The sequence below is a fragment of the Franzmannia pantelleriensis genome, from assembly GCF_900102875.1.
GTDB lineage: Bacteria > Pseudomonadota > Gammaproteobacteria > Pseudomonadales > Halomonadaceae > Franzmannia > Franzmannia pantelleriensis.
The window spans coordinates 188,959-209,606 of sequence record NZ_FNGH01000005.1 but is presented as its reverse complement, the minus strand read 5'-3'; the positions used below and the strand labels follow the sequence as shown (position 1 = coordinate 209,606).

The following is a 20,648-nucleotide window of genomic DNA, read 5'->3' as shown; positions in this document are numbered from 1 at the left end:
GGTTGCCGCGCCTGCCGGGGCAGGCCTCGGACCGATGGCCAGGCCGACATTCCTGCAGCGTGCCTATAACCGATTCGCTGGTAATTGTATACTTGGCGGTTCTTGAATTCATGGGCCAACGGTGCATCAGCAATGACACAGTCGACGCCAGACGTGGCAACCTTCCAGGGCCTGATCCTCGCCCTGCAGCAATATTGGGCCGAACACGGCTGCGTGATCATGCAGCCGCTGGACATGGAAGTCGGTGCCGGTACCTTTCACCCGGCGACTTTCCTGCGCGCCATTGGTCCCGAGACCTGGAACGCCGCCTACGTGCAGCCCTCGCGACGCCCGACCGACGGCCGCTACGGCGAGAACCCCAACCGCCTTCAGCACTACTATCAGTTTCAAGTGGTAATGAAACCCTCACCCTCCGACCTTCAGGACCTCTACCTGGGTTCCCTGGAGCGTCTCGGCATCGACCCGCTGGTGCACGACATCCGCTTCGTCGAGGACAACTGGGAGTCGCCCACTCTAGGCGCCTGGGGATTGGGCTGGGAAGTCTGGCTCAACGGTATGGAGGTTACCCAGTTCACCTATTTCCAGCAGGCCGGCGGCATCGAATGCTATCCGGTCACCGGAGAGCTGACCTACGGTCTGGAACGCATCGCCATGTACCTACAGGACGTCGACAGCGTCTATGACCTGGTCTGGACCCATGCCCCGGACGGCAGCAAGGTCACCTACGGCGACGTCTATCTGCAGAACGAGCGCGAGCAATCGGCCTATAACTTCGAGCATGCTGATGTGCCGGCACTGTTCGAGGGCTTCGACCATCAGGAGCGCGAGTGCAGCAAGCTACTCGAGGCCGGTTTGCCACTGCCCGCCTACGAGATGGTGCTCAAGGCCTCGCACACCTTCAACTTGCTCGATGCCCGCCACGCCATCTCAGTGACCGAACGCCAGCGCTTCATCCTCCGTGTTCGCACCATGGCCCGCAACGTGGCTCACGCCTACTACGAATCACGCAAGGCTGCCGGCTTTCCCATGGCACCCGACGCCTTGCGCCGCGAGCTGCTCGAGACAGCCGCCGACACACAGGGAGATGCATGAGCATGGCTTTTCACCCGCTACTGGTCGAACTCGGCGTTGAGGAACTGCCGCCCGCCGCCATCGATCGCCTTTCCGATGCGCTGGCAGACGGTATCCGCCAAGGCCTTAACGACGCCGAGGTACGCTTCGGCGAGGTGACCGCCTACGCCTCGCCGCGGCGCCTCGCAGTGCATATCAGCGAACTGGCCGACAAGCAGCCTGACCGTGAGATCGAGCGCCGCGGCCCTGCACTCGCCGCCGCCTTCAAGGACGGCCAACCGACCAAGGCCGCCGAGGGCTTCGCCCGCTCCTGTGGCGTCGACGTCGGCGACTTGATCCACCTCGAGACCGACAAAGGTACCTGGCTTGGCTACCGTGAACAGCAACAGGGCGACGCGATCGAGCAGTTGCTGCCGGCTATCGTCGACAAGGCCATCGCTGCACTCCCGGTGCCCAAGAACATGCGCTGGGGCGCGTTACGCACGGAGTTCTCACGCCCCGTGCATTGGCTAGTAATGCTTTATGGCGAGCGAGTGATCGAGGCCGAGACCCTCGGCTTGAGCGCCGACCGCCTCACCTACGGTCACCGTTTCCATGCGCCCGCAGCCATCTCGCTTGCCCACGCCGATGATTATCTCGACGCCCTGGAAAACGCCTACGTACTGGCCGACCGCCAGCGTCGCCGCGAGCGCATTCGCGAGCAGGTGCTGGCCGAGGCCGAAGTACAGGATGCCCAGGCGGTCATCGACGACGCACTGCTTACTGAGGTCAGCGGCCTGGTCGAGTGGCCGGTGGCACTCACCGGCAGCTTCGACGAGCGCTTCCTGGAGGTCCCGCCGGAGTGCCTGATTTCCTCCATGAAGGCCAATCAGAAATACTTCCACCTGCTTGACGAGCACGGCAAGCTCAAGCCGCTGTTTATCACCATCGCCAATATCGAAAGCCATGAGCCTGAGCGGGTGATCGACGGCAATGAGAAGGTCATACGCCCACGCCTGGCCGACGCCGCCTTCTTTTACGATGTCGATCGCAAGACGCCGCTGGCCGAGCGCCAGGCCGGCCTCGACAGTGTGGTCTTCCAGCAACAGCTCGGCTCCCTGGCCGATAAGGCCCGCCGTAGCGCCGTCGTAGCCCGAGCCATCGCCGAGCGCATCGGCGGTAATAGCGACCACGCCGAACGCGCCGCACTGCTCGCCAAGTGCGACTTGGTCACCGAGATGGTGCTCGAGTTCCCCGAACTTCAGGGCATCATGGGCTGCTACTACGCGCGCCAGGATGGCGAGCCCGAGGAGGTTGCTCAGGCGCTCTATGAGCAATACCTACCGCGTTTTGCCACTGATGCTATCCCCCAGACTCGCACTGGCCTGGCACTGGCGCTGGCTGACCGCCTCGATACGCTTACCGGCATCTTCGGTATCGGCCAGCGCCCTACCGGTGCCAAGGACCCATTCGCCCTACGCCGTGCCGCCATTGGCGTACTCAATATCATGGTCAAGGCCGAACTCGACCTCGATCTGCGTGAGTTGCTAAACCTGGCGGCAGAACAGCACCAGCAGCTGCCCAAGGCAGAGGGCTTGGTGGATGAGGTCTTGGACTACATGCTGGAGCGCTTCCGGGCCTGGGCCCAGGATGAAGGCATTGCGGTTGGGAGTTATCTAGCGGTCCGCGCCCGCCCAGTGACCAAACCACTCGATTTCGCCCGCCGTATGCGAGCAGTACACGGCTTCGCCGCTCGTGACGAGGCCGCTGCGCTGGCCGCTGCCAATAAGCGGGTTTCCAACATTCTCTCCAAGCAAACCCATGACCGGAATATCTCGGTTAATGCCGAGCTGCTTCAGGAGAACGCCGAGATAGCCCTTCATCGCGCCCTTGCGGCCCGGCGCGAGGAAGTTGTCCCGCTGTTCCAGGCCGCGGACTACAGTGCCGCACTGGACTGCCTGGCCGCCCTGCGTGAACCGGTGGATACCTTCTTCGATCAAGTCATGGTAATGGCCGAGGAGCCTGCAGTCCGCGACAACCGCCTGGCACTATTGGCTGAGCTCCAGGCACTGTTCCTGGAAGTTGCCGATATCGCCGAGCTTCAGCAGTAACCCCTGCTCGGCTACAGAATGGGCCGGCGAGCGTTATGCTTGCCGGCCCTTTTCATGCCCTCAGCAACGTGTTTCACGTGGAACATATCCGTGATGGAGTGACGGAAACAGGTTGAGGTTTCTTCAACCTTGGCAGACGCTGTTCCACGTGAAACACTCAGTGCTCACTCCTAGCCGAGAGCAACACCATAGCCATGCCCAGAGCCAACCGCCTGGTAATTCTCGACCGAGACGGCGTAATCAACCGGGACTCCGACAATTACGTGAAGTCGCTGGATGAGTTCCTGCCCTACCCCAGTGCTATCAACGCGATTGCCCGCCTGTGTCGAGCCGGCTGGACGGTGGCAGTGGCCACCAACCAATCAGGCATCGCCCGCGGCTACTATGACGAAGACACCCTGGCCACCATGCATGAATATCTTAGCGCGCTGGTGACCCAGGCCGGCGGTAAAATAGCGCATTTCGCCCACTGCCCCCACGGCCCCAACGATGGCTGTGACTGTCGCAAGCCGCTCCCGGGGCTCCTCGAGCAGATCCGCACCGCCCTAGGCATGACGGATCTACAAGGGAGCTGGATGGTCGGTGACAGCCTGCGCGACCTTCAAGCCGGTGAACCAATGGGCTGCAGGCCTGTGCTGGTACGTACCGGCAAGGGCGAACGCACTCTGGCCAAGCAGCCCGAACTGATGTCAGTCGACAGCGGCATACGCATCTTCGATGACCTGGCCGGCTTCGCTGACTGGCTCCTCGACCAACAGCGAGCGCACTAGCATTACGTAGTGCACAAGCAAAAGCCCCGGGATGTATAATCCCGGGGCTTTTTGCTTGGCGCTTAACCAGCATGTTTCACGTGGAACATCACCTTAAATATCGAGATTGGCCACCAAGGCGAAGCGCTCGATGAAGTCGCGACGCGGCTCGACTTCATCACCCATCAGGGTGTTAAACATCATATCGGCCGCTACCGCATCCTCAATCGAAACCCGCAGCATACGCCGCGTCTCGGGATTCATGGTGGTCTCCCACAGCTGATCGGGGTTCATTTCACCGAGCCCCTTGTAGCGCTGGATAGAAAAGCCGCGCTGTGCCTCCTTCATAAGCCACTCGAGCGCCTCGTAGAAGGTCTCAACGGGCTGTTGGCGCTCACCACGGGCTACGTAAGCCCCCTCGTCGAGCAGGCCGTTAAGCGTCTCGCCAAGCTTGGCCATAGCGCGATAGTCGGCGCTGCGGAAAAAATCCACGCCCCATGTGTAGTCCGTGGTCACACCATGCGCGGCCAACGAAACTGCAGGCAGGAAGAAACCGCGCTCGGTATCCTCCTGCAGCTCGAAGGTATAGCGTGGCCCACCCTGATAGGCCACCACTTCGTCCATCTCCTGCTGCAGGAAGTCGATCCAGTGCTGCATGGTGACGCGATCCTTGAGGCTGGCCTCGGCCTCAAGGGTCGCACCGTGCACGATCTTGCGCAGCACTTCGCTGGGATAGACGCGCGACAGGCGGTCGATACGCTTCATGACGTCACGATACTGATTGACCAAGGCTTCGAGCTGCTCACCGGCAACGCCTGGCGCATCGGGATTGACGTAAAGACGCGCGCCGTCCAGCGCGGTAGTGGTCAGGTAGTCGATCAGCGCCTGCTCATCCTTAAGATAGCTCTCCTGCTTGCCACGCTTGATCTTATAAAGCGGCGGCTGAGCAATGAACACATGCCCGCGCTCGATCAGCTGAGACATCTGGCGGAAGAAGAAAGTCAGCAGCAGAGTCCGGATGTGCGAGCCGTCGACATCAGCATCGGTCATGATGATGATCGAATGATAGCGCAGCTTGTCGGGGTTGAACTCTTCTCTACCGATACCACAGCCGAGCGCGGTAATCAGAGTCCCCACCTCGGCAGACGATAACATCTTGTCAAAACGTGCTTTTTCGACGTTGAGAATCTTGCCCTTGAGCGGCAGGATCGCTTGGGTACGCCGGTCACGGCCCTGCTTGGCACTGCCGCCCGCGGAATCACCCTCGACCAGGTACAGTTCCGACAGGCTTGGATCTTTCTCCTGGCAGTCGGCCAGCTTGCCAGGCAAACCGGCAATATCCAGTGCGCCCTTGCGTCGCGTCATGTCACGCGCCTTGCGCGCAGCCTCACGAGCACGCGCTGCCTCGAGCATCTTGTTGACGATCGCCTTGGCTTCATTGGGCTTTTCAACTAGATAGTCAGCAAACAGGCGGCCCATCTCCTGCTCAACCGCGGTCTTTACCTCGGAAGAGACTAGCTTTTCTTTTGTCTGCGAGGAAAATTTCGGATCAGGAACCTTCACTGAAATGATCGCAGTCAATCCCTCTCGGGCATCGTCGCCAGCGGTATTGACCTTTGCCTTCTTGAGCAAGCCTTCGGCTTCGATATAGTTGTTCAGGGTCCGAGTCAGCGACGCACGAAAGCCTGCCAGGTGCGTACCGCCGTCACGCTGAGGGATATTATTGGTATAGCAGAAGATGTTTTCCGCGAAGGTGTCATTCCACTGCATCGCTACTTCTACGCCAACGCCATCGTCACGCTCAGCACTGAAGTGAAAGACGGGGTTGATGGCCGTCTTGTTGGTGTTGAGGTGGTCGACGAATGCCCGTAGCCCGCCCTCGTAGTGGAAAAGCTCCTCTTTACCGCTGCGCTCATCGAGTAATCGAATCGCCACACCGGAGTTGAGAAAAGAGAGTTCTCTCAGTCGCTTGGCAAGAATATCATAGTGAAACTCGATGTTGCCGAAGGTGTCAGGAGATGGACGGAAGTGCACACGGGTACCGGACTTCTCGGTCTTGCCAACGACACCCAACGGGCCCTCAGGTACGCCATGATGATAGATCTGCTCATGTACCTGACCAGCACGCCATATCGTCAGTTTGAGTTCTTCCGAGAGCGCATTGACCACCGATACCCCCACACCGTGGAGGCCACCGGACACCTTGTAGGAGTTGTCATCGAACTTTCCGCCAGCGTGCAGTACCGTCATGATGACTTCGGCGGCGGATACGCCTTCTTCCTCATGGATATCGGTCGGAACGCCGCGGCCGTTGTCGCTCACCGTGATCGTCTCATCTGGGTGGATGATGACACGTATCTCGCTGCAGTAGCCCGCCAGAGCTTCATCGATGGAGTTGTCCACCAGCTCGAACACCATATGGTGTAGCCCCGTGCCATCATCGGTGTCACCGATATACATGCCGGGACGTTTGCGTACTGCATCCAGTCCCTTGAGGACCTTGATGCTCGATGAGTCGTAAGCTTGTTCGCTCATTGACTACTCCGTCGTGAAGTCTTTCGTTCCGTGATTCAGTGCCACCGAATCATCCGGGGCGACCTTGCCATGTTTCACGTGAAACACGCTGAGCGGTGTTTCTGGTTGCCAGGCATTGTTCAGTGCCTGAGGGTCGACGCTGGTAATAAACGCCTGACAACGCATCGCCTCCAACCACTGGCAAAACACCTGCTGGTGTCGCGCATCGAGTTCAGCTGGCAGGTCATCAATCAGATATAGGCAGCGCCGTCCTGTCTGGTACTCCAGCAGACGACCTTGCGCCAGCTTGAGGGCACTGACGACGAGCTTCTGCTGGCCACGCGACAGCACCTCCACTGCTGGACGACGCTCAAGCCGGAGGCGCAAATCAGCTCGCTGCGGACCCTGCTGGGTAAAGCCCATCTGGCGGTCACTATTCCTGCTCTGTTCAAGCACCTCTCGCAGTGAGCGTTGCCTATCCCAACCGCGATAGTAGCGCAACATCAGGCCAGGCAACGGCAGCAGAGCGGCCAGAGTCTCTTCAAACACTGGCACGAAGGCGTTCATGTAATTGCTGCGCATGGCATCAAGACGCTCGCCCAACTGCACCAACTCATGCTCCCATACCGCCAGGGAGCGATCATCCATACTACCATGCCTTAATAGTGCGTTCCGATGTTTCAATGCCCGGCGCACGCCCTTCCAGACCTCGAAGAAGTCGTGTTTCACGTGAAACACCCCCCAGTCGAGGAACTCTCGGCGCGAAGAGGGGGAGCCCTCCAGCAACCGGAATGCATCGGGATTGATCAGCTGCAGCGGAAGTGCATCGACCAACTGAGCGACTCGCGCGACGCGCTCGCCGGCCATGCGCATCTCGAGCTCACTTCCACTGCGCTGCCGGCGCACACCTATCGGCAACGGTGGATCACCGGCGATTCGGGCATGGAGGGTTAGCGCATCGGCATCATGGGAGATGACATTCTTGAGCTGATGGGTACGGAATGAACGCCCCATGCCAAGCACATGGATGCCTTCAAGCAAGCTGGTCTTGCCACTGCCATTGGCACCCAGTAACAGGTTAATACCGGGCTGAGGCCGCATATCCAGGGGGGCCAGATTACGCACCCCCTGGAAGGCGAGACGATCTATCGGCATGGGCTCGATGTCGGCCGGGGCTTAGAGGCGCATCGGCATAACGACGTACATGGCGTCGCCACCACCCGGCTCCTCCATCAGCGCACTACTGTTGGGATCAGCCAGCGTCATCTGTACGCGGTCCTCGTCGAGGACACCTAGTACGTCGATCAAATAACCGACGTTGAAGCCGATTTCCATGGCGGCACCGCTGTACTCAACGGCCACGTTCTCCTCCGCCTCTTCCTGCTCAGGGTTATTGGCCATGACCCTCAGGTTGCCCTCTTCCAGGTGCAAGCGCACCCCACGGTATTTCTCGTTGGAAAGAATCGAGGTACGTGACAACACCTGGCGCAGCTCGGCACGCTCGGCGATGAAGACCTTGTCTCCCCCGCGCGGCACCACTCGTTCGTAGTCGGGGAACTTGCCATCGACCAGCTTGGACGTGAACGTGAAGTCCCCCGTGTGAGCGCGCACATGGCTGGCTCCCAGGGTCAGGCTGACCGGCTCGTCACTATCATCCAGCAACCGCACTAGCTCGAGAATGCCCTTGCGCGGCACGATCAGCTTCTGGGCCGGCTCGACGCTGATCTCCACCGGTCGAGAGCATACCGCCAGGCGGTGGCCGTCGGTGGCCACGGTTCGCACCAGGTTTGAGCGCAGCTCGAGCAGCATGCCATTCAAATAATAACGCACGTCTTGCTGGGCCATGGCGAAGGAGGTGGCATCGATCAGATGCTTGAGCGTACCCCGCGGAAGACTGAGCTCAACGCTGCCCTGGCCTTCTTCGATATTGGGAAATTCCGCCACCGGAAGAGTCGATAGGGTGAAGCGCGAGCGGCCACTGCGTAGCACGGCACGGCCCTCTTCCAGTGCAAGGCTGATCTCGGCCTGCTCCGGCAGTGACTTGCAGATGTCCATCAGCTTGCGTGCTGGCACCGTTGCTGAACCGGGCTGCTCGACCTGAGAGGGAGCCGTTCGTCCGATCAGCTCGACTTCGAGGTCGGTACCGGTCAGCGACAGCTCATCGGTGCTGGCCTGAATCAGTACATTGGAAAGTACCGGCAGCGTCTGGCGCCGTTCGACCACGCCGGCGACCAGCGTCAAAGGGCGCAGCAAGGCTTCGCGGGAGATGGAAAATTTCATGAAGGCTCCACTCTAGTCCTGAGTTTCAATGACTTGCATTGCCACGATCAGCTGGTCAGCAACCGTAGCAGGTTCTTGTAGTCCTCGCGGATGTCCGCGCTCTCTTCCTTGAGCGATTGCACCTTGCGACAAGCGTGCAATACGGTGGTGTGATCGCGGCCACCAAAGGCATCGCCGATCTCTGGCAAGCTATGGTTGGTCAGCTCCTTGGCCAGCGCCATGGCCACCTGACGAGGCCGTGCCACCGAGCGCGAGCGACGCTTTGAGAGTAGATCGGCCAGCTTGATCTTGTAGTACTCCGCCACCGTGCGCTGGATATTGTCGACGCCGACCTGCTTGTCCTGAAGTGCCAGCAGATCCTTCAACGACTCACGGATGAAGTCCTGGGTGATCGTCTTGCCCATGAAATGAGAGTCAGCGATCACCTTTTTCAACGCGCCCTCCAGCTCACGCACGTTGGAGCGTATTTTCTGGGCGATGAAAAAGGCAGCATCGTGGGGCAGATCGACCTTGGCCTGGTCGGCCTTCTTCATCAGGATCGCCACCCGCGTCTCGAGCTCCGGTGGCTCGATGGCCACGGTCAGCCCCCACCCGAAGCGAGACTTGAGTCGTTCTTCTACACCATTGATTTCTTTGGGATATCTGTCAGACGTCAGGATCATCTGCTGGCCGCCCTCGAGCAGCGCATTGAAGGTGTGGAAGAACTCTTCCTGGGAGCGCTCCTTGCCGGCGAAGAACTGGATATCATCGATCAGCAGAGCATCGACGCTGCGATAGAAGCGCTTGAAGTCGTTGATCGCGTTGAGCTGCAGCGCCTTGACCATGTCGGCCACGAAACGCTCGGAGTGCAGATAGACCACCTTGGCATTGTCGCGCCGGGTGGCCAGTGCATTGCCCACCGCGTGCATCAAGTGAGTCTTACCCAGGCCAACGCCACCGTAGAGGAATAGCGGATTATAGGCGCCGCCGGGGTTCTCAGAGACCTGGCGCGAAGCAGCACGTGCCAACTGGTTCGACTTACCCTCGACAAACGTCTCGAAGGTAAAATTGGGGTTGAGGCCACTCTGGTGCTTCAGACTGCCTTCAACCTGCACCTGCCTTTCACCGCCGCCACGCGATGACCCGCTGCGCGATGACGCCTCGCTGGGTGTCTCGATCTCACGCTCGTCGGCAAGATCGCCGCGTGGTGGCGTATGCACTGCCGGTGCCGCGGGCTGACGAAGAGTGGCAGAGACAGGATTGCCCAATTCTCGTGGCTGCGGGCTAGGCACGGCGCGTCGACTGCCCACTACCAGCGTCACCTTGGGCGGCTTGGTAGGCGCCAGTTCGCGCAGCAGTTCATTGATTCGCTTGATGTACTTGTCGCTTACCCAATCACGTACGAAACGGTTGGGGGCCAACAGGCAGAGTTCGTTGGATTCTCCCTGCTCCGCCTGAAGAGGGCGAATCCAGGTGTTGAACTGCTGTGAGCTGAGCTCGTCCTGCAAAAAATCCAAACATTGTTGCCAAAGAGCGACCGACACGCGACCTCACCATCCCGTTGATGAATGACCGGCCATTGTATAGCTCAAGAGGCAAGTTATCCACACGCACCAGCACCGAAGCCGCGCTGTGGAAAACTCAGCACACCAGCGTGCCGCAACCCAGATGGCACAGCGATCCGCCAAGCAATCACACAGCAGCAGGCGGTGATGCTTTTGGCCATCGCCTAACAAGTTGTCAATACTTTTCCCACACCGCCAACTCCCGACTATCTATATGTAATAACTACAGAAAATCTTCTTATCCACATATTTCGTCCCCAGTCTTAATAACAAGATGGTGTAACCATGGCCGGGATTCACGCGATGCCACATGGCAAGTCCGCTTGACGCTTCGTGCCCTAGCCACGAGAAAAATTGCACCCGTGGCTCGAATTCACTAAAATGCCCGGTCTTGAGCCGAATTACCCCGGGTTCCCCGCCGGAGCCAGGGCGCCTCACCATTGACGTTCCGTCCAATTAACCACGTGGGAATCGATAGTTATGAAACGCACTTTTCAACCCAGCGTTCTCAAGCGCAAGCGCGTGCACGGTTTCCGTGCCCGCATGGCCACCAAGAACGGTCGCGCCGTTCTGGCGCGGCGTCGCGCGAAGGGCCGCAAGCGTCTGAGCGCTTGATCTCGGCTTGCGTGTGTCCTGTCTGGGCTTCCCCCGGCGTCTGCGACTGCTGAATGCCGGGGAATACCGACACGTCTTCGATCACGCGGCGTTCAAGATTCACGGCAAAGGATTGCTGGCACTGGCAAGCCCCAACGCAATGGGCCACCCGCGCGTGGGCTTGGTCTTCAGCAAGAAGAACGTGCGCCGGGCCGTGGATCGCAACCGGTTAAAACGACTGGTTCGCGAATCCATCCGTCTCCAGCAGCATCGGCTTCCCGCTGTCGACATCGTGGTACTCTCCCGGCGAGGCGTACACGAGCTGGACAACGACACCCTGCATCGTCAGCTATACGGCATGTGGCGGCGTCTGGAAAAGGATGTGCGTAGGCAGTCGACGGCCGCTGTCAGTCAGGACACTTCCTCGCCGTCTTCGCGGTGACGCTTCGAGCCTGCCTCCGGCAGGCTTTCGCGTGTATCGGCACCGCTGATATCGATGTTGCCGTCAGAATGTTCATTACCCATCGGGCAGGACCCTCATGGACGTAAAACGACTACTGCTGCTGGTTCCGCTGGCCGTGCTGGCATATCTGCTGGTGGTACAGTGGAATCAGGATTACGGCCAGGCAACGCCTGAGCCGGACGCCCCCTCCTTCACCAACGGCGGCGCGCCTCAGGTCGAGCAAGAGCCTAGCGACGACGATGGAGGCCTGAGCGTTCCCAGCGCCAGTCAGGAGGCGGCAGAAAGCGAGCTGCCACAGGCTACCGAGAGCGATACCCGTAGCCGCGACCTGATTGCCGTGGTTACCGATGTACACGACATACGCATCGACCCTCAAGGTGGCGATATTGTCTACGCTGCGCTGCCGCAGCATAAGCTGACGCTGGACTCCGACCGCCCCTTCGTACTGCTTTCCGACAGCGAGTCACGCAGCTACGTGGCCAAGTCGGGCCTGCAGCTTGAGGGCCACTCGGGGCGCATCGGTTTCAACGTCGAGCAGACCGAGTATCGTCTCGAGGAGGGTGAAGATAGCCTGACTGTCGACCTCACCGCGCAGGTCAACGGTGTCGACATAATCAAACGCTACACCTTCCAGCGCGACAACTACGCGGTCGACGTCGACTATTACCTGGCCAACAATACCCAGGAACCGGTGACCGCACGTTTCATCGGTCAGCTGGCTCGTGACGATAGTCCCGATCCCACCAGCGGTGTAGCGCTCGGCATGAGCTCCTATCTGGGGGCTGCCTTCTCCTCGCCTGACAATCGCTATGAGAAAGTCGATTTCAGCGACATTCGTGGCGGCAGCCTCAATAACCGCGATGTGGAAGGCGGCTGGGTGGCAATCATCCAGCACTACTTCACCACCGCCTGGGCACCGGCTCAGAACCAACAGAACCTCTACTACGGCACTACTGACTCCCGTAACCGCACCGTGGCGGCTTTCGCCGGGCCGTCGACGCAGATCGCCGCCGAGGGGGAGAGTCGCCTGGGTGCAACCCTGTACATGGGGCCCAAGGTCCAGGAGCGGCTCGAACAGGTGGCGCCCAACCTGCGGCTGACGGTTGACTACGGCTGGCTGTGGTTCATCGCCAACCCGCTGTTCTGGCTGCTCGATCAGATTCACAGTCTGCTCGGCAACTGGGGCTGGTCGATCGTGTTCCTGACCATTCTGGTCAAGCTGGCCATGTGGCCGCTGTCGGCCAAGGCCTACAAGTCGATGGCACGCATGCGTAAGCTGGGCCCGGAGATGCAGCGGCTCAAAGAGCAGTACGGCGACGACCGCCAGAAGATGTCCCAGGAGATGATGAAGTTCTACCAGAAGGAGAAGATCAATCCTCTGGGTGGCTGTCTGCCGATCCTGGTACAGATGCCGGTATTCATCGCCCTGTACTGGATGCTGCTCGAGTCGGTGGAGCTGCGCCACGCGCCCTTCATGTTCTGGATTCAGGACCTGTCGGTGAAGGATCCATTCTTCATCCTGCCGATCCTGATGGGCGCCTCGATGTTCGTTCAGCAGCTGCTCAACCCGACGCCGCCGGACCCCATGCAGGCCAAGATCATGAAGATGCTGCCGATCGTCTTCACGTTCTTCTTCCTGTGGTTCCCGGCCGGCCTGGTCATCTATTGGGTGGTCAACAACATCATCTCGATTGCGCAGCAGTACGTGATCACGCGCAAGATCGAGAACGACCCCAGCATTGGCAAGGGTATGAAGACCAAGTAACCCGTCCCATGCCCGCCCCCAGACCCCCGCCCCCGTGCGGGGGTCTGGCGTTTGTGGGCCACGCCCGAGACAATACGCAACGCCCACGATCAGGAGTTCCCCATGTCGCAGCGCCTCTACACGCAGGACACTATCGCGGCACTGGCCACACCCCCCGGCCGCGGCGGGGTCGGCATCATTCGCGTATCGGGGCCGCTGAGCCGTGCTATCGCCGACGCAGTGGTCGGCCACTGCCCCGCCCCGCGCCGCGCCCACTATGGCCCCTTCCAGGGCGCCGAGGGCAACATCGACGAAGGCATCGCGCTCTACTTTGCCGGTCCGCACTCCTTCACCGGCGAAGACGTGCTGGAGCTACAGGGCCACGGTGGCCCGGTGCTGATGGATCTGCTGCTGGAGCGCTGCGTTCAGCTCGGTGCACGCCTGGCACGACCCGGCGAGTTTTCCGAGCGTGCCTTTCTCAACGACAAGCTCGATCTGGCCCAGGCCGAGGCCATTGCCGACCTGATCGAAGCAAGCTCGAGGGCTGCCGCCGAGAACGCCCTACGCTCGCTCCAGGGCGCCTTCTCCCAGCGCGTCGAGGGACTGGTCCAGCGCTTGATCGAACTACGTATGTACGTCGAGGCGGCGATCGATTTTCCTGAGGAGGAGATAGATTTCCTGGCGGACGGCAAGGTCGCGGCGATGTTGTCAGGGGTCAAGAGCGAGCTAGCCGATGTTCGCGACGCCGCCAACCAGGGTGCCCTGCTGCGCGAAGGCATGAGCGTGGTGATCGCCGGGCGTCCCAATGCCGGCAAGTCGAGCCTGCTCAACGCCCTGACCGAACAGGAGACGGCGATCGTCACCGAGATAGAGGGCACCACCCGCGACGTGCTCCGCGAACATATCCACATCGACGGAATGCCGTTACACGTGATCGATACCGCAGGGCTCCGCGATACGCCCGATGCGGTAGAGAAGATTGGCGTGGCTCGCGCCTGGGACGAGATCGCCAAGGCCGATCGGGTCCTGCTGTTGGTGGATGCGACCACCTCCAACGCCACCGACCCGATGGCCATCTGGCCGGAGTTTGTGGCCCGGCTGGCCGATCCTGGCCGCTTGACGCTGGTACGTAACAAGATCGACACCAGCGATGAACCAGCAGGGCTCGATGATACCCTCGCCACCCCGGTACTGCGTCTGTCGGCCAAGACCGGCGCCGGCATCGAGCCGCTCAAGGAGCATCTCAAAGCGGTGATGGGCTTCAACGCGACCCCGGAGGGCAGATTCTCGGCACGGCGCCGCCATCTGGACGCACTCGATCGTGCCCAGACGGCCCTCACCAATGGCGAAACCCAACTCGCGGGCTACGGCGCCGGCGAGCTGCTTGCCGAGGACCTACGCGATGCGCAGCAGGCACTGGGTGAGATCACCGGCGAATTCAGCGCCGATGACCTGCTGGGCGAGATTTTCGGCAGTTTCTGCATCGGTAAATAAGCCCCCTACCCTGTTAGGATCCATAGGATCACTCCTCGACCCACCACTCACCGCGGTGCCGAGCCGACTCGCCGAGCAGCGGCAACGCGGTATCGAGTGCCTCACCTAACGCAGCGTCTAGCCCCCAGGGCGGATTGAGCAGCAGCAGGCCACTGCCGTACATGCCATGGCGGCTGGCGCCGGGCGCATGGCGCACCAGCTCACTGCGCCACAGCTTGCGCAACCCCGCGGCACGCAATGCATCGAGCATCTCCTGATGACGAGCAGCCGGTAGCAGCGGATACCACACCATCACCATCGCATGACGCGCCTTGCGCGCCGTCTCGAGCAGCGCATCAGCCACCTCGAGATATTCCGACTTGCGCTCGTAGCTGGGATCGATCAGCACGCACAGCCGCGGCGTGGACACCGGCAGCCGCTTAAGCAGTCCAGCCAAGCCATCGCCGAAGGTATGTGAAGCATTGCCGGGCAGCTGCTGGCGCTCGAGTTCTGCATGCTCTCCAGGATGAAGCTCGAACATCTGTAGATGATCCTGCGCGCGCAGCGCCCGGGCAAGCCACCAGGGCGAGCCGGGATAGTGGCTGAGCTCTGAGCTGCTCTGCTGTGCCTCGCCCAGGGCCGCCAGCCAGGCATCCAGCAGCGCACTGCCCCTCTGCAACCGCTCGCGGGCCAGCCATAGTGGCGCCACTCCCTGACGGTACTCCTGTAGCTTGCGAGTCTCGGGCGCCCCCAGCGGATAGAGTCCACGCCCGGCATGAGTGTCGACATACGTAATAGGGGATTCTTTACGTAAAAGGTGCTGAGTTAGCGCAAAGAGCGTCAAGTGCTTATGAACGTCGGCAAAGTTGCCGGCATGGTAGGCGTGTTGGTAGGCGAGCATGGCGACATCCAATAAAAAACCCGCGGGCCAAGGACCCGCGGGCTGCAAGAACGATGACGGCTCAGATCTGCTGCTGCATCGGCGTCAAGGTAATTTCCACGCGGCGGTTCTGCGCTCGCCCGGATTCTGTATCATTGCTGGCCACAGGCTGCGTCAAGCCGTAGCCGCGCATGCTGAGTCGCGAACGGTCGACGCCACTCTGGCCCAGGTAGTTGCCTACCGACTCGGCGCGACGCTCAGAGAGACGCTGATTGTAGTCCGCTGAGCCCGTGCTGTCGGTATGGCCGGCGATATTGATCCGCGTCTCCGGATACTCGCGTAGCACATTGGAAACATCGTTGAGGGCCGTACGAGCCGAACTGGTCAGCTCACTGGAGTCGAACCCGAAGGTCACGCTACTCGGCATGTTAAGCACGATGTCGTCACCCTGACGATCGACTTCGATACCGGTGCCCTGCATGCTTTCGCGCAGCTGCGCTTCCTGGCGGTCCATATAGGCGCCAATCCCACCGCCAGCGGCAGCCCCTACGGCCGCCCCGATTAGCGCACGATCGCGGCGACTGGTGCTGCCACTGCCACTGAGTGCTCCTGCGGCAGCGCCCACTGCAGCGCCGATACCGGCCCCAGTCACCGTGCTGCTACGCTGGGTCTGACCACCATAGGGGTCATTGGTCGCACACCCCACCACCAGCAGGGCGGCAGCCAGAGAGGGGGCTAGGCGTAGTGTCTTGCGCATAGCGAAATAACTCCTTGAACGTCGAGGTAAGAACCGCTGATCAGATCTCAATCGTGGCCAGCAGTTCATTCAAGAATAATAGACCCTGAGCAGAAGCTTGCAGGCGCTGACCATCTTCCACAACAAGTCCTTTTTTACGTGCTTCAGCAAGCCGTGACCAGATCACCGTATCGCGCTGTCCCGTACGCGCCGACCACAACGACAGCGGTACCCCGTCAATCAGCCGCAGAGCGTTCATGGTGAACTCCAGCGGCAGCTCCTCTGGCGTCAGCATTCGCTGCCCAGCGACGAACCCCCGCGGATCGCAACGGCGGCGTAGATAGGCATCGGGCTGACGCGCCTTCCAGCGCCGCTGAATCGTCCAGCATCCACTGTCATCCACCCGACTCAGCTTGCCGTGGGCGCCCGCACCGATCCCGAGGTAGTCGCCAAAGCGCCAGTAGTTGAGATTATGTCGTGACTGCAGACCCACGCGGGAATAAGCCGATATCTCGTACTGCTGAAATCCGGCGTCGGTCAAGCGCGCATGACCAGCGTCCTGGATATCCCACAGCTGCTCCTCTTCAGGCAGCCGCGGTGGGTGAGAATAAAACTCGGTATTGGGCTCCAATGTGAGCTGATACCAGGAGAGATGGCTAGGCGCTAGCGCCAATGCCGTATCCAGATCCGCCAGCGCAGCCTCGATATCCTGGCCGGGGAGCCCGTGCATCAAGTCGAGATTAAGGTTGTCGAATCCAGCCTCGCGAGCATTGAGCACGGCGGTGCTGGCGTCGTCTCCGCTATGAATACGCCCCAGCGCCGAAAGCTGCGCCGGCTGAAAGCTTTGCACCCCAAGCGACAGGCGGTTGATGCCCGCCTCGCGGTATCCAGCAAAACGCGCCTGCTCGAACGTCCCGGGATTGGCCTCCAGCGTAATCTCACACGCTTTGGAGAGCGGCAGTCTACCTCGCAACGCCGTGAAGAAATCATGATAGAAACGTGACGACATCAAGCTCGGCGTACCACCACCAATGAACACGCTTTCCAGTTCGCGATCCGCCACAAAGGGGAGCTCGGCTTCGAGATCCTCGAGCAAGGCGGCTAGATAGGCTCGCTCGGGTAAGTCGGGCTCATGGCCCACGCCATGCGAATTGAAATCGCAGTAGGGGCATTTGCGCACACACCAGGGCACGTGGACATAAAGTGAAAGAGGAGGAAGCGGCATCAGCGACCCGACAGCTGTGATAGCAGCGCTTGCATCGCGCGCCCACGATGACTGAGACGGTTCTTCTCTTCGGAGGAGAGCTCGGCTACGCTCATGCCTACCTCGGGAATCCAGAACAGCGGATCATAGCCGAAGCCTCCCTCTCCGCGCGGATGGGCGAGGATCTCACCCTCCCAGTGCTGCTGGACGATCAACGGTACCGGGTCGCCAGGGTGACGCAGATAGACCAACACACACCAGTAACGCGCGGTTCGCCCGCCTTCTGGCACCTCCAGCAGCTGATCTAATAGCTTGCGATTGTTCGCCTGGTCACTCTTGGGCTCACCGGCATAGCGCGCCGAATAAATACCGGGCGCTCCGTTCAACGCATCCACTTCTAGGCCTGAATCATCAGCCAATGCCGGCAGGCCACTGACACGACTGGCCTCTCGCGCCTTGAGCAGCGCATTCTCGACAAAGGTCAGCCCTGTCTCCTCAACGTCGGCGACTCCGTAGCCCGCCTGAGCCTTCACCTCATAACCAAGCGGTGAAAGTAGCTGATTGAATTCCTTGATTTTTCCAGCATTACCGCTGGCCAGAACGATGTCAGACACTTGCGACATGAAGGACTCCTCGATGATACGGCGCGACTCATTCTACGCCGCTATACAAGCCAGGCGAAATAGCGCATCGACGCTGGCAAGCAACGCATCAAGAACCTCACCTGTCCTGGATCAGGGAAAGCCTGAAAAAACATACGGAAACATCATTTTCATCAGCCATCCCTTCGGGCAGCGATCCAAAAAGACAACTATCCATTTGATTTTGAATGAAGATTAGTTAAATATAAAAAAGCAAAGGCAGATTATCCAGAAACAAAACATTGCAAGAATTACTATAATTTACAAAAATGACATGATGACACATACTAGAAGCCCATTTTGGTCTGCCCTGGGCATCAAGATAGCGGCGTACTTTTTTCAGGGGAACGTTTCATGGACTCTGAACACACCAAGGTCTTGCTCATCACCGACGCTAACCCGCAGTCGCAGTTGTTCGTCGACTATATCAAGAATGAAGTGGACTGCAGTGTCGGCATACTACCGCCCGAAGCCTATCGGCAAGAGCTGTCGACTCAGCGTATCGTGCTGTTGATCGACGCAGACCATGTCAGTGAGGGCGATATGCACGAATGGCACTTGGCCTGCATGGAAAGCCCACCTAGAATCATGTCTGTCTTTAATCTCAAGGATGAAGAGCATGCCATGGATATCATGCGCATGCTACATATTCATGGCGTCTTTTACCGTAATGATTCGATTTCTCTTATATGCAAAGGCATCGGTGCCTTGATCGAGGGTGATTTCTGGATGTCGCGCTCGCTGATGACCCGCTTGATCGATTTTTACCGACACCAGCAGCTCAGCATCTTCCGCCCCGCATGTGGTCTGACACAGCGTGAGATGGAGATTATCAGCCTACTGGCATCTGGAGATTCCAATCTGGAAATTGCCGAGAAGCTCTTTGTCAGTGAGCATACGGTAAAATCACATATTTATAACATCTTCAGGAAAATCAAGGTTCACAATAGAATACAAGCCATGAACTGGGCTAAAAAGAATCTTATGACGACACCTAGATTGCCTCTATCGGGAAATAAAGGAGGGGATATTCGGCGAAATCATCATTGACACCTTGCTATCATAAAAAGGGCGAAAGTGATGAAAAGCAGAGTGCTCGCCGTGTTTGATCAAAACACCCGTTTTCATAAACTGATAAAGGCACTTTCCTCTATTCATGACTGGGAGCCTTGTCTTTACGGTACATTTTCAGGAACAATAAATGGTACAAATAAGGCCGCTCGGGTAGGGGTGGTGCTGCTTGATAAGCAGTCTGTACAAGACCCCCAATACCTCACTAAGCTGAAGCAGCAATTATGTGGCTCAAGACTTTATTGGTTAGCGTTATTAGATACACTAGAATTGCCCAGTAATGGCTTCCTGAACAGCATGCTGGATCGCTTCTTCCATTGCTATCAGATGCTACCCTGTAGCGTCGAAAGAGTGCACTATCTGCTCGCTGAAATGCATGAGCTACATGTTTGGCAGCGACTCTCCTGGCCCAGCACACCGCGAGCAAGTAGCGAGGCTTTGACGATCATTGGCAGCCAGCAAACGACAAGCAAGCTCTTTGATAGGATAAAGCGCTTTGCCAGCGTCGACGCACCGGTGATGATCAGTGGTGAAACCGGCACCGGCAAAGAACTGGCTGCTCATGCGATACACCTGGCCTCCTCACGAGCTAACGGCCCCTTCATCGCAGTTAACTGTGGCGCCTTACCCGAGGGGCTTGCCCAGTCAGAGCTATACGGATATGAAAAGGGGGCTTTCACCGGTGCCTATCAGCAACGCAAGGGATATATAGAAGCCGCATCAGGAGGCACTCTGTTCCTGGATGAAATAGGCGATCTGCCTCTACCTATCCAGGTAAATTTATTACGCTTCCTCGAGAGCCAACGAATGATGCGAGTCGGTGGCCGAAACGAATTTTTTGCCAACGTAAGAATTATTGCCGCGACCCACGTCGACCTATATAAAGCCGTCGTGTCCAATACCTTTCGTGACGACCTTTACCATCGTCTCAACGTCCTGAATATCCAACTTCTACCGCTTCGTGAGCGAATATCGGATATCCAACCGCTCGCCGAATTCTTCTTCCGTAAGTTTCGTAACGAGGGGGGCTGCTGTCTCTGGGGTATTAGTCAGGAAGCGCTCGATGTAATGCAGAGCCACACTTGGCCAGGAAATATTCGCGAGCTCATGAATCGCATGCGCCGCGCTATTTTACATAGCGACTCTCCTCTCTTACTGCCCATTGATATGGGTCTCGAGAAACGCCAGAAAGAGCGCTATATCACCTCCTTGGAACTAATAAGAAACCAGGCGGAATATCGGGCATTATGCGAGTCGCTTACAAACAACTCATATGATCTGGCGCGCGTTGCCAGTGAACTGATGATCTCAAAAATCACGCTTTATCGACTGATAGAAAAACACAACCTAAAACTTTCTTCATAATTCATATAAGATTTCACTAAAAAACAACAATAGTATGACAAATTTCATGCATCTACCATGCGTGGCTCATACTATAAAGTAACAATTTATGGAGAGTCTAACACAGGCGTACTATAAGAGACTATGCTCACTCTAGTGAGCTTTCTTTCTAGTACTATATTGCGATAAAAACCATGTCAACGCCAACAGAACAAAACTTTACAAAAGCGTTGCCGACAACCAGTCTAAC

At 58.7% G+C, this 20,648-nt stretch carries 17 protein-coding genes; 9 read left to right on the top strand and 8 right to left on the bottom strand.

Going from position 1 to position 20,648, the window contains the following annotated elements:
• Positions 1-132: 132 nt before the first annotated feature.
• From glyQ to gmhB, 3 genes are all read left to right on the top strand, one after another.
• Entirely contained in the window at positions 133-1,092 is a 960-nt protein-coding gene (glyQ, locus tag BLT16_RS08140) for a glycine--tRNA ligase subunit alpha (protein WP_089658028.1), read from the top strand.
• Between the two features lie 2 nt (positions 1,093-1,094).
• Complete coding sequence (gene glyS / locus BLT16_RS08135; protein ID WP_089658101.1) at positions 1,095-3,161, top strand: glycine--tRNA ligase subunit beta; 2,067 nt, start codon at positions 1,095-1,097, stop codon at positions 3,159-3,161.
• Positions 3,162-3,355: 194 nt separating this feature from the next.
• Positions 3,356-3,931: a D-glycero-beta-D-manno-heptose 1,7-bisphosphate 7-phosphatase gene (gene gmhB, locus BLT16_RS08130; protein WP_089658027.1), complete on the top strand. Its 576-nt coding sequence runs from the start codon at positions 3,356-3,358 to the stop codon at positions 3,929-3,931.
• Positions 3,932-4,024: 93 nt separating this feature from the next.
• Here the strand turns inward: gmhB and gyrB are convergent, their stop codons facing one another.
• The 4 genes from gyrB to dnaA are packed head-to-tail and all read right to left on the bottom strand — an operon-like array spanning position 4,025 to position 10,227.
• Positions 4,025-6,445, bottom strand: coding sequence for a DNA topoisomerase (ATP-hydrolyzing) subunit B (gene gyrB / locus BLT16_RS08125; RefSeq protein WP_089658026.1), 2,421 nt, complete (start codon positions 6,443-6,445; stop codon positions 4,025-4,027).
• Positions 6,446-6,448: 3 nt separating this feature from the next.
• Positions 6,449-7,579 carry a DNA replication/repair protein RecF gene (gene recF / locus BLT16_RS08120; protein WP_089658025.1) on the bottom strand — a complete coding sequence of 377 codons (1,131 nt, stop codon included), beginning with the start codon at positions 7,577-7,579 and terminating at the stop codon, positions 6,449-6,451.
• 21 nt (positions 7,580-7,600) lie between these two features.
• On the bottom strand, positions 7,601-8,704 hold the full coding sequence (gene dnaN, locus BLT16_RS08115; protein ID WP_089658024.1) for a DNA polymerase III subunit beta: 1,104 nt from the start codon (positions 8,702-8,704) through the stop codon (positions 7,601-7,603).
• A 47-nt stretch (positions 8,705-8,751) separates the two neighbouring features.
• Entirely contained in the window at positions 8,752-10,227 is a 1,476-nt protein-coding gene (gene dnaA, locus BLT16_RS08110) for a chromosomal replication initiator protein DnaA (protein ID WP_089658023.1), read from the bottom strand.
• A gap of 501 nt (positions 10,228-10,728) precedes the next feature.
• On the opposite strand from dnaA, the gene rpmH reads away from it, so the two are divergent.
• The 4 genes from rpmH (at position 10,729) to mnmE (ending at position 14,543) form a co-directional block, all read left to right on the top strand.
• The gene (rpmH, locus tag BLT16_RS08105) at positions 10,729-10,863 is read left to right on the top strand and encodes a 50S ribosomal protein L34 (protein WP_010626003.1); all 135 of its coding nucleotides are present in this window, start codon (positions 10,729-10,731) and stop codon (positions 10,861-10,863) included.
• A 13-nt stretch (positions 10,864-10,876) separates the two neighbouring features.
• Complete coding sequence (rnpA, locus tag BLT16_RS08100) at positions 10,877-11,284, top strand: ribonuclease P protein component (protein ID WP_089658100.1); 408 nt, start codon at positions 10,877-10,879, stop codon at positions 11,282-11,284.
• A gap of 97 nt (positions 11,285-11,381) precedes the next feature.
• Complete coding sequence (yidC, locus tag BLT16_RS08095; RefSeq protein WP_089658022.1) at positions 11,382-13,070, top strand: membrane protein insertase YidC; 1,689 nt, start codon at positions 11,382-11,384, stop codon at positions 13,068-13,070.
• 102 nt (positions 13,071-13,172) lie between these two features.
• Entirely contained in the window at positions 13,173-14,543 is a 1,371-nt protein-coding gene (gene mnmE, locus BLT16_RS08090; protein WP_089658021.1) for a tRNA uridine-5-carboxymethylaminomethyl(34) synthesis GTPase MnmE, read from the top strand.
• 28 nt (positions 14,544-14,571) lie between these two features.
• On the opposite strand, the gene BLT16_RS08085 is transcribed toward mnmE, so the two are convergent.
• The 4 genes from BLT16_RS08085 to BLT16_RS08070 form a co-directional block, all read right to left on the bottom strand.
• Positions 14,572-15,423 (bottom strand): 23S rRNA (adenine(2030)-N(6))-methyltransferase RlmJ, encoded by an 852-nt coding sequence (locus BLT16_RS08085; protein ID WP_089658020.1) that lies wholly within the window; start codon positions 15,421-15,423, stop codon positions 14,572-14,574.
• Positions 15,424-15,484: 61 nt separating this feature from the next.
• Positions 15,485-16,159: a YiaD family glycine zipper/OmpA-like lipoprotein gene (locus tag BLT16_RS08080; protein WP_089658019.1), complete on the bottom strand. Its 675-nt coding sequence runs from the start codon at positions 16,157-16,159 to the stop codon at positions 15,485-15,487.
• Between the two features lie 40 nt (positions 16,160-16,199).
• On the bottom strand, positions 16,200-17,363 hold the full coding sequence (gene hemW, locus BLT16_RS08075; RefSeq protein ID WP_089658018.1) for a radical SAM family heme chaperone HemW: 1,164 nt from the start codon (positions 17,361-17,363) through the stop codon (positions 16,200-16,202).
• Positions 17,363-17,965, bottom strand: a complete 603-nt coding sequence (locus tag BLT16_RS08070; protein WP_089658017.1) for an XTP/dITP diphosphatase — start codon at positions 17,963-17,965, stop codon at positions 17,363-17,365. The genes hemW and BLT16_RS08070 overlap by 1 nt, the downstream gene beginning before the upstream one ends.
• Before the next feature lie 372 nt (positions 17,966-18,337).
• Here BLT16_RS08070 and BLT16_RS08065 point away from each other — a divergent pair, with 372 nt between their 5' ends.
• The gene (locus tag BLT16_RS08065) at positions 18,338-19,033 is read left to right on the top strand and encodes a LuxR C-terminal-related transcriptional regulator (protein ID WP_089658016.1); all 696 of its coding nucleotides are present in this window, start codon (positions 18,338-18,340) and stop codon (positions 19,031-19,033) included.
• Between the two features lie 42 nt (positions 19,034-19,075).
• Positions 19,076-20,419: a sigma-54 interaction domain-containing protein gene (locus tag BLT16_RS08060; protein WP_176817192.1), complete on the top strand. Its 1,344-nt coding sequence runs from the start codon at positions 19,076-19,078 to the stop codon at positions 20,417-20,419.
• Positions 20,420-20,648 lie beyond the last annotated feature (229 nt).